The sequence below is a fragment of the Bacteroides sp. 1_1_30 genome (genome assembly GCF_020982715.1).
GTDB classification, from domain to species: Bacteria; Bacteroidota; Bacteroidia; order Bacteroidales; family Bacteroidaceae; genus Bacteroides; species Bacteroides xylanisolvens.
This window is the reverse complement of record NZ_JAJKHN010000053.1, coordinates 1-14380: the sequence shown is the minus strand read 5'-3', so window position 1 is coordinate 14380 and position 14380 is coordinate 1. Positions and strand designations below refer to the sequence as shown.

Here is a 14380-nt window from a genome sequence, read left to right as displayed (position 1 = left end):
TTGCCCATGAGAGTCCTGATAATAAATACATCTGAACGAATAGGAGGAGCGGCCATTGCAGCAAGCCGGTTGATGGAGTCACTGAAAAACAACGGTATCAAAGCCAAAATGCTGGTGCGTGACAAGCAGACCGACCAAATCAGTGTGGTCCGCTTAAAAAGTAACTGGTTGCAAGTGTGGAAGTTCATGTGGGAACGGATCGTTATCTGGAGTGCCAATCGTTTCCGCCGATACCATCTGTTCGACGTTGACATAGCCAATACTGGCACAGACATCACCTCACTCCCGGAATTTCGCCAAGCCGACGTGATCCATCTGCATTGGGTCAACCAAGGAATGCTCTCGCTGAAAGATATACGGAAAATACTCACTTCCGGCAAACCTGTGGTATGGACCATGCACGATATGTGGCCATGTACCGGCATCTGCCACTACGCACGGGAATGTAAAAACTATCAGCAAGAGTGTCACGACTGCCCTTACATCTACAAAGGCGGTGGCCGGAAAGATTTATCTTACCGCACTTTCCGCAAAAAACAAAAGTTATACAGCTACGCTCCCATCCATTTCGTCACGTGCAGTCACTGGCTGAAGGAACAAGCACAGACCAGCGCATTGTTTGAAGGAAAAAGCGTCACCAATATTCCGAACGCTATTAATACCAACCTGTTCAAACCCATGAACAAAAAAGAAGCACGTGCCAAGTTCATGCTGCCAGAAGGTAAGAAACTGGTTCTGTTCGGCTCGTTAAAGATCACCGACAAACGAAAAGGAGTCGACTATCTCATTGAAGCCTGCAAACTGCTGGCAGAAAAGCATCCGGAATGGAAAGAGTCACTGGGGGTAGTCGTATTCGGCAACCAGTCACAGCAATTGCAGGAGCAGCTTCCTTTCCATGTCTACCCGCTCCCTTACATCAAGAATGAGCATGAGATAGTAAATATCTACAATGCCGTAGACCTCTTCGCCATCCCGTCTCTGGAAGAGAATCTTCCCAACATGATTATGGAAGCAATGGCCTGCGGAGTACCCTGTGTCGGCTTTAACGTAGGAGGTATCCCTGAAATGATCGACCATCTGCACAACGGTTACGTGGCACAATACAAATCTTCGGAAGATTTTGCCAACGGCATACATTGGATATTGACGGAACCGGAATACGATGAACTCTCCGCACAAGCCTGCCGCAAAGTCTTGGGCAATTATTCGGAGAGCATCATCGCAAAGAAATATACAGATGTCTACAATAAAATAACGGGGAAATATGCATAGCGTCCATCCTACTCCCAAGTTCTCTATCATTACGGTGACGTACAATGCTGAAAAGGTATTGGAAGACACGATTCAGAGTGTCATTTCACAGACCTATCATCACATAGAATACATCATCGTAGATGGAGCTTCCAAGGATGGAACCATTTCTATTATCAACCGCTACCGCCCGCACATACACACCGTTGTCAGCGAACCGGACAAAGGACTGTATGACGCTATGAATAAGGGCATCGCCCTTGCCAGCGGCGATTATCTCTGTTTCCTGAACGCGGGCGACTGTTTTCACGAGGACGACACACTGCAACAAATGGTGCATACCATCAACGGCAGCGAACTGCCCGATGTGCTTTACGGAGAAACCGCTATCGTAGACCAGGACAGGCATTTCCTGCGGATGCGCAGATTGTCCGCTCCCGAAACGCTTACCTGGAAAAGTTTCAAACAGGGTATGTTAGTCTGCCATCAGGCATTCTTTCCCCGTCATACGCTGGTAGAGCCCTACAACTTGAAATATCGTTTTTCTGCCGATTTCGACTGGTGCATCCGTATTATGAAGAAAGCGCGCACCTTACACAATACCCATCTGACGATTATCGATTATCTGGATGAAGGAATGACTACCCGCAATCAGAAAGCCTCCCTGAAAGAGAGATTTCGCATCATGGCGAAGCACTACGGGCTGATCGGCACCGTAGCACATCATATATGGTTTGTGATCCGTGCGGTGATTCACCGGTAAAGCTGGTTCTCTTTAAAATGTTGCAGGCAGCGCAAGCAACTGGTACATCAGCGTACGTGCCATACGTATCTGCCCTTTTGTACTAGGATGTAAACGGTCATATCCTGCGTCGTAGAAGTAAATCAGTTGTTCTTCCACCATCGGGTTCAGCCCGGTTACCGCATTAAAATCAATTACGGGCACTCCCCACACATTACCGGCTTCCTTGACGGCCTGCACGTAGGCATCCACATATTCACCACAACTATTCTGATAGTTTTCATCCGGTTGCACGTTCTTCTCTCCAAAATCCGCCAGTGAGCGGTGCAACGGGGTTAATAGTACAATCTGCTTATCCGGAAACAGTTGTTTCAGCCTGTTGATTCCGATGTTGATACGTCCTTTATACGTGTTTCCATCCATTATAGGCGTACGTTTCTTGCGGGTTTCCAGCCTTTTGACCTGTCCGCGGGCTGCCATCACCTGTTCTTCTGTTTCCGTAAACCACTCTCCGATAGGCACACCGTCATTAAAATCATTCGTACCCATCAGAATCAAGATAGCATCCACTTCTCCACCGTGTTCCTGCTTTAGTTTCTCGGCCTGACGGGGCACATCATTCCATTGTCTGCCGCTGATACCATATACATAAGGAGTAATCCCCAGCCATTCCTGCAGGAAATCCCAGTATTTCTTTATTTTGTCACCATAGCAGTTGGGATCTGTAATAGAGTCTCCCAAATATCCCACTCTTTTTCCTTGCCATGGATGCCGGACAGCTCCATTATTCGTTTCAGCAGAGTTTGCAACTTTAGATGTTTGATTCTGTCCGCACAGAAAAGAGGAACAGAAAAACAGAATGGTACATGCGAGTAATAATTTGCTTTTCATCGGTATTATACATTAAATGAGAGATTTGTATCTAATATCCTGCAAATGTAATTCAAAAATAGGTAGTTTCAATCAATTTGGGCAGTCAATCTCATCCATACAACCGGACAGACAAACGGGTCTCTATTTGACGATTCTTGCTAAAATGCAGGTTTACAGTATTTTTTCATCAAAGTTATCATTGAGTTTTACACCTAAAATCCTATCTTTGTCACAAACTAAAAGAAAAATTGGATGTTTAACTCATTTTCATTCCATAAGGATTCCGTTCTGTAAATAATCTGTAAGCCTTCCTCTCATTACAGATTATCCCTTATGTTTTCTGACATATTCTTGTCAGAGTTATTTTCTATATCTAAATTTTAAACTATTTGTATGGTCAAATGGTCACAAGCATCGTCACATGCCTTCATTTACCGTACTGCTAAAACATTAAAAAACAATGAGTAACGAATTAAAAACAATCCACGAATTCGATTTTACACTGATATGTAATTACTTCAAAGGACTAAAACGTCAAGGTCCGGGAAGCCCTGAAGTCACACAAAAAGCCTTAAGTTTCACCAACGAACTGTCTGACAATGCCAGAATAGCCGATATTGGCTGTGGCACAGGCGGGCAGACAATGGCATTAGCCAACTATACGAAAGGGCAAATTACAGGCATCGATCTTTTCCCCGACTTCATCGAAATATTCAACAGAAATGCAATAGAAGCCCATTGCGAAGACAGAGTAAAAGGCATTGTCGGTTCTATGGACGCTTTGCCGTTTCAAGAGGAAGAACTCGATCTGATCTGGTCCGAAGGAGCTATCTATAATATAGGATTCGAACGCGGCATGAATGAATGGAATAAGTTCCTGAAAAAGAACGGATTCATCGCTGTAACGGAAGCATCCTGGTTCACCCCGGAACGCCCCTCCGAAATAGACGACTTCTGGATGGCTAATTACCCGGAAATCGATACGATTCCGAGAAAAATAGCACAAATGGAGAAAGCCGGATATATCCCGACAGCCCATTTCATCTTACCGGAAAATTGCTGGACCGAGCATTTCTATGCTCCCCAATTCCCGGTTCAGGAAGCCTTTCTGAAAGAATATGCAGGAAATGAAGCTGCCGCAGACCTCATCGCCGGTCAACGACACGAAGAGAGCCTATATAATAAGTATAAGGAATACTACGGCTATGTATTCTATATAGGACAAAAAAGATAATTGACTATCTGCCGGAGAAGTTAGCAAGATAGGATAACTCTCCGGCATTTATTATCCTTTATTTTGCAGAAGATATGGAAACGAAAGATATAAATAAGGAAGAATATCAGTTACGGATCAACAAAGTGACCGACTATATCCATCAAAACATTGACCAGCCGTTATCATTACAGAAAATGGCGGGTATCGCATGCTTTTCTCCTTTCCACTTCCACCGCGTATTTACAATCCTGACCGGCGAAACGCCTACGGATTATATCAAACGCACCCGGATTGAAAAAGCAGCCCTATTATTAAAACAAAACAAGGAACTTTCCGCCACCGAAATTGCCGCCCTTTGCGGCTTTAGCAGCCTTTCGCTGTTAAGTCGCAATTTCAGGCTGCATTTCAGTATGACGATCCGGGAGTTCCGCTCACTAAAATAAAACGCTAAAGAATATGGAAAAAGAAAATAAGATTCTGATTTTTCGAACTTCTATCACCAAAAGATGTGACATCAAACGCATAGGAAAACTTTTGGCAGAGTTCCCTCAAATAGACAAATGGAATGTGGACTTTGAGGACTGGGAGAAAATATTAAGAATCGAGTGCAGTGGTATCACTGCACTCGAAATATCGGAAGTACTCCGGAATAATCATATTTTTGCCAGCGAACTGGAATAAAACGGAGGGAAAGAAGTCTCAAACTCCCAACAATTGTTTCAATTCACCCATTCCTTCAGAAGCTCCCTTCTGAATTACATGTATCGAACGGGAAGTATGCGTATCTACCGGTTTCGGATCAATCAGATACACCTCTGCTCCTCTCGGTACATAATGAAGCAGCCCCGCCGCAGGATATACATTAAGCGATGTACCGATAATGACGAAAATATCCGCTTTCTCCACATAGCGGATAGCTGTTTCAATTTCCGGCACAGCTTCTCCAAACCATACAATGAAAGGTCGTAATTGAGTGCCGTCACCGGCCTTGTCTCCCATCTTCACTTCATATTCTTCCGGTTTCAGCTCTTTTATAAATTGAGGATTATATGGATCTCTGCTGGAACATACTTTTGTCAGTTCGCCATGCAGATGAATAATGTGGCTACTTCCGGCGCGTTCATGCAGATTATCAACATTCTGTGTCACCACCGTTACATGGAAACTTTTCTCCAGTTCCGCCAACAGTTCATGCCCACGGTTCGGTTTCACCTCCAACAACTGTTTCCGACGCTCATTATAGAAATTAATCACTAAAGCCGGGTCACGCTGATAACCTTCAGGAGTGGCCACCTGCTCCACAGGATACCTATCCCACAAACCGCCTGCATCGCGAAATGTACTAATCCCACTCTCGGCACTCATACCCGCACCCGTCAAAACTACCAGATTCTTCATTACTATTCCTCCTTCTTTTTTAATAGCCACACAAATGTAATCAGAATCATCGAATAAAAGAACACTTTCTCACGCTTAATATAATCCTATTTATGCAGAACTTTAAGATGAAAGATGCAGATAGTTAGCATCATTTATGGCAACAACTATTCGTCTGACTACTGTTATTCTTTCGTCTGACAGTTGTCAGACGAAAAAACAACAATTGTCAGACGCAAGTTCAACAGCTGTCAGACGATTAATTGCCTGCATAAACAAATCTAAAATATAAGAATAAGCCGATTAAATCCTACGAACAAAAAAACTAATTCTTTAAAGAAAAGCGATTATCTTTCACAGATATAAGAATTTTTAAATAGCAAATGCTAAATCATTCAAATAAAACACGTACTTTTGCGATTCATAAATTTGCAATTGATTGAAAGCTAAAACCATGAAGGTGATACATTTCAATCGCCAACAAAAAACATTATATGGATAAATTCAGTTACTCTATTGGCCTCGGAATTGGTCAAAACTTATCAAGCATGGGAATCGGAAACCTTGCGGTAGATGATTTCGCACAAGCAATCAAAGATGTATTAGAAGGTAATCAGACGGCTATCAGCCACAATGAAGCCCGCGAAATAGTGAACAAATATTTCGAAGAATTGGAATCTAAGATGAGTGCCGTTGCTATTGAGCAGGGACAGGCATTCCTCGAAGAAAACAAAAAAGGACCGGGCGTAGTTGTCCTTCCCAGCGGACTACAATATGAAATCATCAAAGAAGGTACAGGTAAAAAGCCGAAAGCTACCGATCAGGTAAGATGCCACTATGAAGGTACATTGATCGACGGTACACTGTTCGACAGCTCTATCCAACGCGGAGAACCGGCTGTATTCGGCGTCAACCAAGTAATCCCGGGATGGGTGGAAGCTTTGCAGCTGATGCCGGAAGGTTCTAAATGGAAACTGTATATTCCGTCAGAACTCGCTTATGGCGCAAGAGGTGCCGGAGAAATGATTCCTCCTCACAGCACACTCATTTTTGAAGTAGAATTACTCGAAGTATTATAAATAAAAAATTTCAAAGCAAAATGAAAAAAGTTAGTATTTTTATGGCAATCGCCGCTGCAGCAAGCCTTGCTTCTTGTACAGCTCAAGCTCCTAAAGCAAATCTGAAAACAGACATCGACTCACTGTCGTATTCTATCGGTATGGCTCAGACTCAAGGTCTGAAAGGCTATCTGACAGGTCGTCTGGATGTTGATACTACTTACATGGCAGAATTCATCAAAGGTTTGAACGAAGGCGCAAACAAGACTAGCAAAAAAGACATCGCTTACATGGCAGGTCTGCAAATCGGCCAGCAAATCAGCAACCAGATGATGAAAGGTATCAACCAAGAATTGTTTGGTACAGACTCTACTAAAACTATCAGCAAAGAAAACTTCATGGCAGGTTTCATCGCAGGTACTTTGGAAAAAGGCGGCGTAATGACTATGGAAGCAGCTCAAGAATATACTCGTACAGCTATGGAAACTATCAAAGCAAAAGCTTTGGAAGAAAAATATGCTGACTATAAAGCTGAAAACGAAAAATTCCTTGCTGAAAACAAGACTAAAGACGGCGTAAAAACAACTGCAAGCGGTCTGCAATACAAAGTAATCACTGAAGGTAAAGGTGAAATTCCTGCTGACACTTGCAAAGTGAAAGTGAACTACAAAGGTACTTTGATCGACGGAACAGAATTCGACAGCTCTTACAAACGTAACGAACCGTCTACTTTCCGTGCTAACCAAGTAATCAAAGGTTGGACAGAAGCATTGACTATGATGCCTGTAGGTTCTAAATGGGAACTTTATATCCCGCAAGAACTTGCTTACGGTGCAAGAGAATCTGGCAACCAAATCAAACCGTTCTCTACTTTGATTTTCGAAGTTGAACTGTTGAGCATCGAAAAAGATAAGAAATAAGAAAGTTCTTTTCTAAATAGAAAAAGGAAAGAGGCGCAAAACGTTTGTGCCTCTTTTTTTTGCTTTTTCCTATTTTTTTTCTCCGAAAAGAAGAATAATTAAAATAAATCTCTATATTTGCTTACTATTTGATAACAACAGGAAATTACAATTTATTATTATGGAAAGAATAGACAACCTCGACAGGCAGATCCTAGAGATTATCTCCCAGAATGCCCGCATCCCTTTTAAAGACGTAGCAGCCGAATGTGGAGTATCACGCGCAGCTATCCATCAGCGTGTGCAAAGACTGATTGACCTAGGTGTCATTGTAGGCTCTGGTTACCATGTGAACCCGAAATCATTGGGCTACAGAACTTGTACATACGTGGGTATCAAGCTGGAAAAAGGCTCCATGTACAAATCTGTCGTAGCAGAATTACAAAAGATTCCCGAAATAGTGGAATGTCATTTCACTACAGGCCCGTACACAATGCTGACAAAACTTTATGCATGCGACAACGAACATCTGATGGATTTGCTGAATAACAAAATGCAAGAAATACCGGGTGTAGTAGCTACCGAGACTCTGATTTCTCTGGAACAGAGTATCAAGAAAGAGATTCCCATCCGCGTTGAAAAATAATTGTGATGGAGTTTCTAAATGAATATCACCTTGCAGGGTTATTCATCGGAATCTGTACCTTTTTGATTATCGGCCTTTTTCACCCCGTCGTGGTAAAGGCCGAATATTACTGGGGCACAAAATGCTGGTGGATATTCCTGGTACTCGGCATTGCCGGTGTGATTGCCTCCTTAAGTATCGATAATGTGATCTTATCTTCTTTATTAGGCGTGTTTGCGTTTTCTTCCTTCTGGACGATCAAAGAGGTTTTCGAACAGGAAGAACGGGTACAAAAAGGATGGTTCCCCAAGAATCCGAAGCGCAAATATAAGTTCTAGAAGCAAAGGATGATAGTTTTTTCTCGAAAGAATTTGCATAATTCGACGGAAAATACTACTTTTGTCACCGCATCCAGTTAATGGATACATCGGGCTTTTAGCTCAGTTGGTTAGAGCAACAGACTCATAATCTGGAGGTCCTTGGTTCAAGCCCAAGATGGCCCACGAAAAATTCCTGTAAGTATTTCACTTACAGGAGTTTTTCTTTTATATGGTCAGAATAATGGGATTTACCAAATTAGGAACAGTGCTCCATATTGAAATAAGAATATCAATACTAAATGATTCCAAAGTGCTTCAAAGCCTTACACAAACCGTCATTCTCAACGGTATCAGTAACAAAATCGGCTGACGCCTTGACAGTCTCCGATGCATTTCCCATAGCTACTCCGATTCCGGCAGCTTTCAGCATAGGAATATCATTACCGCCATCACCGCAAGCCATTATTTCCGCCATCTCAATCCCATAATAATCGGCAAAAGCTGAAAGTCCGGTTGCCTTACTGATTCCTGCAAGGTTCACATCAGCAAATAAGGGATGCCAGCGTGATAAGGAAAGGTTAGGCAGAAGCGGCATTACTTGCTGTTCCATTTCATCATCGATATAAAAACAAAGCTGGCAACACTCTTTTCTGTCAAATAGTTCTTCAATGTCTACAACGGCGGGGATGGGATGTTCCACGGTTTTGGCAATCCGTTCGACAGTCGGAATCAGCCGATTGACAAACACGCCTTCATCCAGTTCAATAGCAACTGCGAAATCAAAAGCTTTTGCTATTTCCATGGCTTTCTTAAAATCATCCTTTGGAATAAGGTGTCTCCTTATCACAGTGCCATCCAGTAAGACACAGTCAGCTCCATTCAATGCAATAATTCCATCATACGGAACAGCAGCTATTTCATGAAGGTCGCCTGCCGCTCTACCGGTAGCAATGACTATTCGAATCCCACGGTCATGAATCTCCTTAAGAGCTTCAACAGAAGATTGCAATATTTTATGAGTTTCAAAACTCACCAATGTTCCATCTACATCGAGCATGATTGCTTTTATCATAACACCTACATTTTTTATTTACAGTCTATTACCCAGCGACAAAGTTACTGAAAAAATCCCCATAGCAGGTATACCTCCAATACATAAAACAAAAAAGGCAAAAGGAAACAAGATCCTTTTGCCCTATACCTATTGATACCTACTGAAAAATGATAGTTAACGTTTAGCGGAAGTCCTTCAACTCTTCCTGTAATTTCTGACGGGTAAAGAATATGCGGCTTTTTACAGTACCTAACGGAAGATTCAACTTCTCTGCAATCTCACGGTACTTGAATCCTGAAACGTGCATAGCAAACGGAACTCTGTATTCTTTAGGCAGAGCATTGACTACGCGGTGCATTTCCTTTAAATCGTAAGCTCTTTCTGTACTTTCAAAACCTGACTCTTGTGGCAGATTCAGATGATAGAGGTTTTCAGTCTGATCGACAAATGTCTGATCGCGCACTACTTTGCGGTAATTATTAATAAAGATGTTCCGCATTATAGTATACATCCATCCTTTAAAATTTGTGTCGGGGGTATATTTGTCTTCGTTATCCAATGCTTTTAATGAGGTTTCCTGTAACAAATCGTTTGCTTCTTCACGATCGGTTGTCAGTTTGTATGCGAAGCGGAGTAATTCATCCTGTACTCCTATCAGATCTTTCCTGAAGCTTAAACTTTTCATATACGCTATTTTTAAATTGTGAGTATTCGTTGTTATAATTTTGATGTTGCAAGTTTACGGGTTTTCAACAAATGTGGCAGGTGAAGAACAGACATTGTTTAGGGGAAAATCTATCGGTTGATAGAATTTAGGTCATTTTTGATAGTATTCAGGTGGTTTTAATGGCCGGTATAGCAAAAATCCCATTTTGAAGTCACACCTGACTCAAAATGGGATAACACAAACAAAACAAACAATATTAGCGATTTTCACAAACAGCTGTCTTTTTATATTAAAAAATTCATAAGACTTAATTTAGAATATGTCGCTTAAACATTCTTTTTATGGGAACAAAAATATTACTTTCTGGTAAAAAGGAACGCATGATTTAAGAATAGTTATAAAGAATAATTGTTTTATGTATAAAAAATTGTGCCCAACTATAAAGAATTGTATTTCATAACTTAGTACAAAAGAGGCATAAATTAGTCTTTCGGTGATATTCTATAATATCACACATTCCAAAGTGATGTAAATTCTCCAACTTCTTTTTTCACGTAAGAATTAATTTCTATATTTGGGCAATGTACAACCAAATACCAATTTATTATCTATGACTGATACTATTTCTTATCAATATGCAGCTCCTTCCACATTGCAACGGTCGGCCGATCAGGACGAACTGTTTCTTGCCAAATATAGCGAAATAGAAAAGAGAGAAGCCCCCTGTTTCTTTTGGGGAAAGCTGACGCAACCTTATATGACGGCACGCTGCCTCATTGCGTTATCCAATGTTGTGCAGTCCAGTTTCAACCTGACACCGGCACAACTTACAATGCTGAAAGATCCGATTGTAACAGCTGGAAATAACCGTCTGCGCTTTGAAGGATTTTCTAATTGTGCAGGTGTATACGCCAGGGTCGATGTACTTCCTGATGGACACGACGGAGAATTCTTGGAAAACGGGACAACGAATGTAGATTTTAATCCCGGAATGATTTCCGCTTTAGGAGGAATAGGCAGACAAGAAAATGTAGTAATGTCGGTCGGCCCCAAAGAAGTGGGACTCTATAATAAAGGTGAGAAGGTGATAGAGCGAAAAGTACCTCTTCCCGTAAAATGGATAAAGGGACTGACTACGGTACAGATTTATCAATCCGTTGCCGAAAAGGTCTATTCCTTCAATCGCATACAAACCTTACAACTCTTCCAGACACTACCGAAAAGTAGTGTGAAATGTGACTATTATTTAGTGATGCGTGGTCAAAAACCGGCCTTTTCACCGGTGAAAAGTATGAATGCCATCTGCATCGGAGGACTCCACCGTTTGCGCTTACTCGAACCCTTGCTTCCGTTTGCTGATGAACTGAAAGTATTTGCACATCCTACTATGCAATCTACTATCTGGCAACTCTATTTCGGTCCGGTCCGCTTCAGCCTTTCTCTTTCCCGCGAATGTTGGAGAGGATTCTCCGGAGAAGGTGCCGCACTGGAATCTCTGCTCGAAGATGTACCTGAAAGATGGATAGAGGCGATGGATAAATACAGTTACGCCAACCAACAGTTCAACCCTACGCTTTTTGCCATAGAAGAGCATATTGACCTGGATAAGGTAGATTCTCTCTCGGCACGATTGGCAGCAATGGGTTTGCTGGGATTCGATTTGGATGAAAACAGTTTCTTCTACCGCCGCCTGCCTTTCAAAACCGAACGTATTTTGAGCCTCAACCCGCGAATGATAGCTGCAGAAAAGTTGCTGGAAGAAGACAAAGTAGAAATCATTGCGAATGATGGCAACCGGACGGAAGCCCGTGTTGCAGGAAGCGGAGGAGTGAGGCATACCGTCATTCTGGACAGGGAGAACGAAAAAGAACGTTGCACTTGCACTTGGTTCAGCAGTAATCAGGGAGAACGGGGAGCTTGCAAACATATTTTGGCAGTAAAGAAACTAGCGCAATGGAAGAACTAAAAAAAGAACTGGAGAAGTTATCCAAAGCCTATGTGGATACTCCGGAGAATGAAGAGAAAATATTAATCCCTTTTATCAAGAGATTATTGGAGTTGCCAATGAAGGACAGGCGGAAGTTGCTGCCGCTTATCCGGGAATTGCAATGGATAAAAGGCAGGTTCGCTGGTTTCAGCAGTGAGACAACCTGTAGTGCGGCACGGGCACATTTTCTATCGGCAGTACAGTTTGTATGTGCCAACAGACGGGAGATGGATATGGCATATCATGTGAAGTTTGATATGCTTTGCAAACTACTCCCGCTTTACAACCCTACCTGGATGACAGATTTTATCAACGATGACAAAACATGGTTCAATTTCGATCTCAATTACGAAGAACTGATGCAGCTCATGGATATGGGTTACCTCAAAGAAATCGCTCCAAGCCGCATTGCACATGTACTCCCCTGGATTACCCGCATCAGAAATAAGAATCCCAAAGGAGACGATACTTTCAACAGTGAACTACTACTCAAACGGGATATTACACTGAAAGAACACATCTGGACGCTTTTCGAACACGAATCAATCATCGGTTATCAGGATGATTGTGCCAAAAATGCTTATAAAAAAGGAATCACAACACGGGATGAAAGTATCAGCGCGGCCCTCTACCGCTTTTCATTGGACGGACATCTGGATAGAGAACAGCTACTAAGAGCCACCCTCGCCACTTTTCACCGGAGCTTCAAAAAAGACATGGCAGGATGGTTTGCCAGATTCTTTGAAACGCTGCAACCGACCGCCGGAGAATTGTTATCCTTACAGGAAGAGATCATGCAAACATTCACTTCTTCCTACACCAAGCCGGTAAATATAATGTTGCAACAGTTGAAGAGCATTGCAGACGAAGAAGGATTCCGTTATCAGGAATTCATCGAACGGGCAACCATCCTTTTCTTCTCCAGTCCCAAAAACTCGCTATTAACCATTTACTCCATCTTTGAAAAGACCGTTGCGCAACATTCCGAGATGAAAGAGCCTTGTTGTATCACTCTCTGCCAACTATTCTTGAAGAAGGACGAAAGCCTGCAAAAGAAAGCTGCCAACTTTATTTCAAAATATGGGGACGCCTCTTCGTCCAATCTCCAAGAAACACTACAGTCTTATCAACCGGAGATGTTTCAAAGTGTGCAAGCAATACTCACATCTTTCAAGCCACAGTCTATAGAGCCACAGTCTACAGAGCCACACCTTGCAGAAGAAGCAAATGCAACAGATACAAGTGTGACAGAAGACATTCTTCATACAGAAGGAGAGAATACAGAAAGAAATAGTACAGATGAAAATAGTACAGATAACTCCCTCCTCTCCGAAGAGCTATCTCTGGAAGCCATCCGCATTTGCCGGGAAGACAACCGTATTCCATTCCCTGCCGACAAAGAAGATTTCCTGTTTCAGCTTAGCCGTTTGTTCGACATGGAGGAGAACTGGGAGATAGAAACAACGATTGCCGCTATCATTGCTTTCCATCCCCAACTGGATAAAGAAGACCTCAACCGGATGGAACCTATTTTCCAACGGGCAGCCAATATTGTTGCCAATAGTTGGGAACCATACGAAGATCTCCTTGCCACTTTCCTGTTGGAATACCAACGCTTATGGGCACAGACAGACAACTCCAACACAGGAGTTTTGAGAAACATGTTCACCCGGCTGGAAGAGAAACTGAAAGGAATAGATAAAAACAGAGGAGCTTACGACGAACGTTCCTTCAAACGACTTGCCAACTGGAAACCCGGTTACAGCAACGCAACCTGTTTCACACCTATCCAACAGTTATGGCTGAATGTGATCCGCCAAATAAAAGGAGGAAATTCATTGCCATTGCTTTCTACTCCCACCCACACCCCGGCATACCTACAAGCCACCAAACTGATACGCCGGCTTGCTGCATATCAGGAAGCAGGAAAGAAACCCTGTTCGTGGGATTTCCAACTGGCTATTGCCCGTTGTGCTCTGGAAGACAAGGAAGAAGCCATCGTCACCGCCCGGCAACTGTTGCAAGATGAGTACCTGCATCTCTGCCTGTTCTTATTGGACGAAAACACGCAACCCGAACCGCCCTACAACCATCCAACCGCCTGGATAGCCGCCGGACTGGTAAAAGCACCGGAGACGGAATTTGAAGCATTCAAGTCTTTCTCCTGTAACACATTGCCACACAATCATCTGACAGGAGACTACGAGTGGAAAGAAGTGAAACCTAAAGAAAACGGTTCTTCGTCAAATTTGGTGGTAAGTTTTTCTCCGCTCATTTAGCTAATTCAGTCAGTGCCTATATTTTCTTATGA

Annotated in this window: 14 protein-coding genes, 1 tRNA gene and 1 pseudogene; 12 read left to right on the top strand and 4 right to left on the bottom strand. The window is 42.6% G+C overall.

Annotated elements, in window-relative coordinates:
• Positions 1-6: 6 nt before the first annotated feature.
• Both LPH68_RS16045 and LPH68_RS16040 read left to right on the top strand, forming a co-directional pair.
• The gene (locus LPH68_RS16045; protein ID WP_032811925.1) at positions 7-1272 is read left to right on the top strand and encodes a glycosyltransferase family 4 protein; all 1266 of its coding nucleotides are present in this window, start codon (positions 7-9) and stop codon (positions 1270-1272) included.
• Positions 1265-2014: a glycosyltransferase family 2 protein gene (locus tag LPH68_RS16040; protein ID WP_009038874.1), complete on the top strand. Its 750-nt coding sequence runs from the start codon at positions 1265-1267 to the stop codon at positions 2012-2014. Before LPH68_RS16045 ends, LPH68_RS16040 begins: the two co-directional genes overlap by 8 nt.
• A gap of 12 nt (positions 2015-2026) precedes the next feature.
• On the opposite strand, the gene LPH68_RS16035 is transcribed toward LPH68_RS16040, so the two are convergent.
• Positions 2027-2884 carry an SGNH/GDSL hydrolase family protein gene (locus LPH68_RS16035; protein ID WP_074908634.1) on the bottom strand — a complete coding sequence of 286 codons (858 nt, stop codon included), beginning with the start codon at positions 2882-2884 and terminating at the stop codon, positions 2027-2029.
• A 442-nt stretch (positions 2885-3326) separates the two neighbouring features.
• On the opposite strand from LPH68_RS16035, the gene LPH68_RS16030 reads away from it, so the two are divergent.
• The 3 genes from LPH68_RS16030 to LPH68_RS16020 all read left to right on the top strand — a co-directional run bounded on the left by LPH68_RS16030 (position 3327) and on the right by LPH68_RS16020 (position 4763).
• The gene (locus LPH68_RS16030; protein WP_008642334.1) at positions 3327-4100 is read left to right on the top strand and encodes a class I SAM-dependent methyltransferase; all 774 of its coding nucleotides are present in this window, start codon (positions 3327-3329) and stop codon (positions 4098-4100) included.
• 74 nt (positions 4101-4174) lie between these two features.
• A complete protein-coding gene (locus LPH68_RS16025; RefSeq protein ID WP_004296599.1) occupies positions 4175-4525 on the top strand; it encodes a helix-turn-helix domain-containing protein in 351 nt (116 codons plus the stop codon).
• Positions 4526-4538: 13 nt separating this feature from the next.
• Positions 4539-4763, top strand: a complete 225-nt coding sequence (locus LPH68_RS16020; protein WP_004296600.1) for a hypothetical protein — start codon at positions 4539-4541, stop codon at positions 4761-4763.
• 18 nt (positions 4764-4781) lie between these two features.
• Here LPH68_RS16020 and LPH68_RS16015 read toward each other — a convergent pair whose 3' ends face one another.
• Positions 4782-5480, bottom strand: a complete 699-nt coding sequence (locus LPH68_RS16015) for an NAD-dependent deacylase (protein ID WP_151922887.1) — start codon at positions 5478-5480, stop codon at positions 4782-4784.
• A gap of 473 nt (positions 5481-5953) precedes the next feature.
• Between LPH68_RS16015 and LPH68_RS16010 the strand changes: the two genes are divergently transcribed.
• The 5 genes from LPH68_RS16010 to LPH68_RS15990 all read left to right on the top strand — a co-directional run bounded on the left by LPH68_RS16010 (position 5954) and on the right by LPH68_RS15990 (position 8544).
• Complete coding sequence (locus LPH68_RS16010; protein ID WP_151922851.1) at positions 5954-6538, top strand: FKBP-type peptidyl-prolyl cis-trans isomerase; 585 nt, start codon at positions 5954-5956, stop codon at positions 6536-6538.
• A gap of 20 nt (positions 6539-6558) precedes the next feature.
• Entirely contained in the window at positions 6559-7437 is an 879-nt protein-coding gene (locus tag LPH68_RS16005) for an FKBP-type peptidyl-prolyl cis-trans isomerase (protein ID WP_004296603.1), read from the top strand.
• Between the two features lie 160 nt (positions 7438-7597).
• A complete protein-coding gene (locus LPH68_RS16000) occupies positions 7598-8062 on the top strand; it encodes an Lrp/AsnC family transcriptional regulator (RefSeq protein ID WP_004302580.1) in 465 nt (154 codons plus the stop codon).
• Positions 8063-8067: 5 nt separating this feature from the next.
• The gene (locus LPH68_RS15995; RefSeq protein WP_004296605.1) at positions 8068-8379 is read left to right on the top strand and encodes a DUF4491 family protein; all 312 of its coding nucleotides are present in this window, start codon (positions 8068-8070) and stop codon (positions 8377-8379) included.
• 91 nt (positions 8380-8470) lie between these two features.
• Positions 8471-8544 (top strand) — tRNA-Ile (locus LPH68_RS15990).
• Between the two features lie 112 nt (positions 8545-8656).
• Here the strand turns inward: LPH68_RS15990 and LPH68_RS15985 are convergent.
• Together LPH68_RS15985 and LPH68_RS15980 are read right to left on the bottom strand one after the other, a co-directional pair.
• Positions 8657-9433 (bottom strand): Cof-type HAD-IIB family hydrolase, encoded by a 777-nt coding sequence (locus LPH68_RS15985; protein WP_151922850.1) that lies wholly within the window; start codon positions 9431-9433, stop codon positions 8657-8659.
• A 163-nt stretch (positions 9434-9596) separates the two neighbouring features.
• Positions 9597-10100, bottom strand: coding sequence for an RNA polymerase sigma factor (locus LPH68_RS15980; RefSeq protein WP_004296608.1), 504 nt, complete (start codon positions 10098-10100; stop codon positions 9597-9599).
• A 592-nt stretch (positions 10101-10692) separates the two neighbouring features.
• Here LPH68_RS15980 and LPH68_RS15975 point away from each other — a divergent pair.
• Entirely contained in the window at positions 10693-12048 is a 1356-nt protein-coding gene (locus LPH68_RS15975) for an SWIM zinc finger family protein (protein WP_004296609.1), read from the top strand.
• A pseudogene (locus tag LPH68_RS15970) lies at positions 12036-14303 on the top strand (DUF6493 family protein); the annotation flags it as partial. The gene LPH68_RS15975 and the pseudogene LPH68_RS15970, both read left to right, overlap by 13 nt.
• Positions 14304-14380 lie beyond the last annotated feature (77 nt).

What these genes read in the sequence shown, in the direction of transcription:
- LPH68_RS16010 (WP_151922851.1), top strand. Translation starts at nt 5,954, where the DNA reads ATGGATAAATTCAGTTACTCTATTGGCCTCGGAATTGGTCAAAACTTA.
- LPH68_RS16040 (WP_009038874.1), top strand. Translation starts at nt 1,265, where the DNA reads ATGCATAGCGTCCATCCTACTCCCAAGTTCTCTATCATTACGGTGACG.
- LPH68_RS15985 (WP_151922850.1), bottom strand. Translation starts at nt 9,433, where the DNA reads ATGATAAAAGCAATCATGCTCGATGTAGATGGAACATTGGTGAGTTTT.
- LPH68_RS16025 (WP_004296599.1), top strand. Translation starts at nt 4,175, where the DNA reads ATGGAAACGAAAGATATAAATAAGGAAGAATATCAGTTACGGATCAAC.
- LPH68_RS16005 (WP_004296603.1), top strand. Translation starts at nt 6,559, where the DNA reads ATGAAAAAAGTTAGTATTTTTATGGCAATCGCCGCTGCAGCAAGCCTT.
- LPH68_RS16030 (WP_008642334.1), top strand. Translation starts at nt 3,327, where the DNA reads ATGAGTAACGAATTAAAAACAATCCACGAATTCGATTTTACACTGATA.
- LPH68_RS16000 (WP_004302580.1), top strand. Translation starts at nt 7,598, where the DNA reads ATGGAAAGAATAGACAACCTCGACAGGCAGATCCTAGAGATTATCTCC.
- LPH68_RS16045 (WP_032811925.1), top strand. Translation starts at nt 7, where the DNA reads ATGAGAGTCCTGATAATAAATACATCTGAACGAATAGGAGGAGCGGCC.
- LPH68_RS15975 (WP_004296609.1), top strand. Translation starts at nt 10,693, where the DNA reads ATGACTGATACTATTTCTTATCAATATGCAGCTCCTTCCACATTGCAA.
- LPH68_RS16035 (WP_074908634.1), bottom strand. Translation starts at nt 2,884, where the DNA reads ATGAAAAGCAAATTATTACTCGCATGTACCATTCTGTTTTTCTGTTCC.
- LPH68_RS16015 (WP_151922887.1), bottom strand. Translation starts at nt 5,480, where the DNA reads ATGAAGAATCTGGTAGTTTTGACGGGTGCGGGTATGAGTGCCGAGAGT.
- LPH68_RS15995 (WP_004296605.1), top strand. Translation starts at nt 8,068, where the DNA reads ATGGAGTTTCTAAATGAATATCACCTTGCAGGGTTATTCATCGGAATC.
- LPH68_RS15980 (WP_004296608.1), bottom strand. Translation starts at nt 10,100, where the DNA reads ATGAAAAGTTTAAGCTTCAGGAAAGATCTGATAGGAGTACAGGATGAA.
- LPH68_RS16020 (WP_004296600.1), top strand. Translation starts at nt 4,539, where the DNA reads ATGGAAAAAGAAAATAAGATTCTGATTTTTCGAACTTCTATCACCAAA.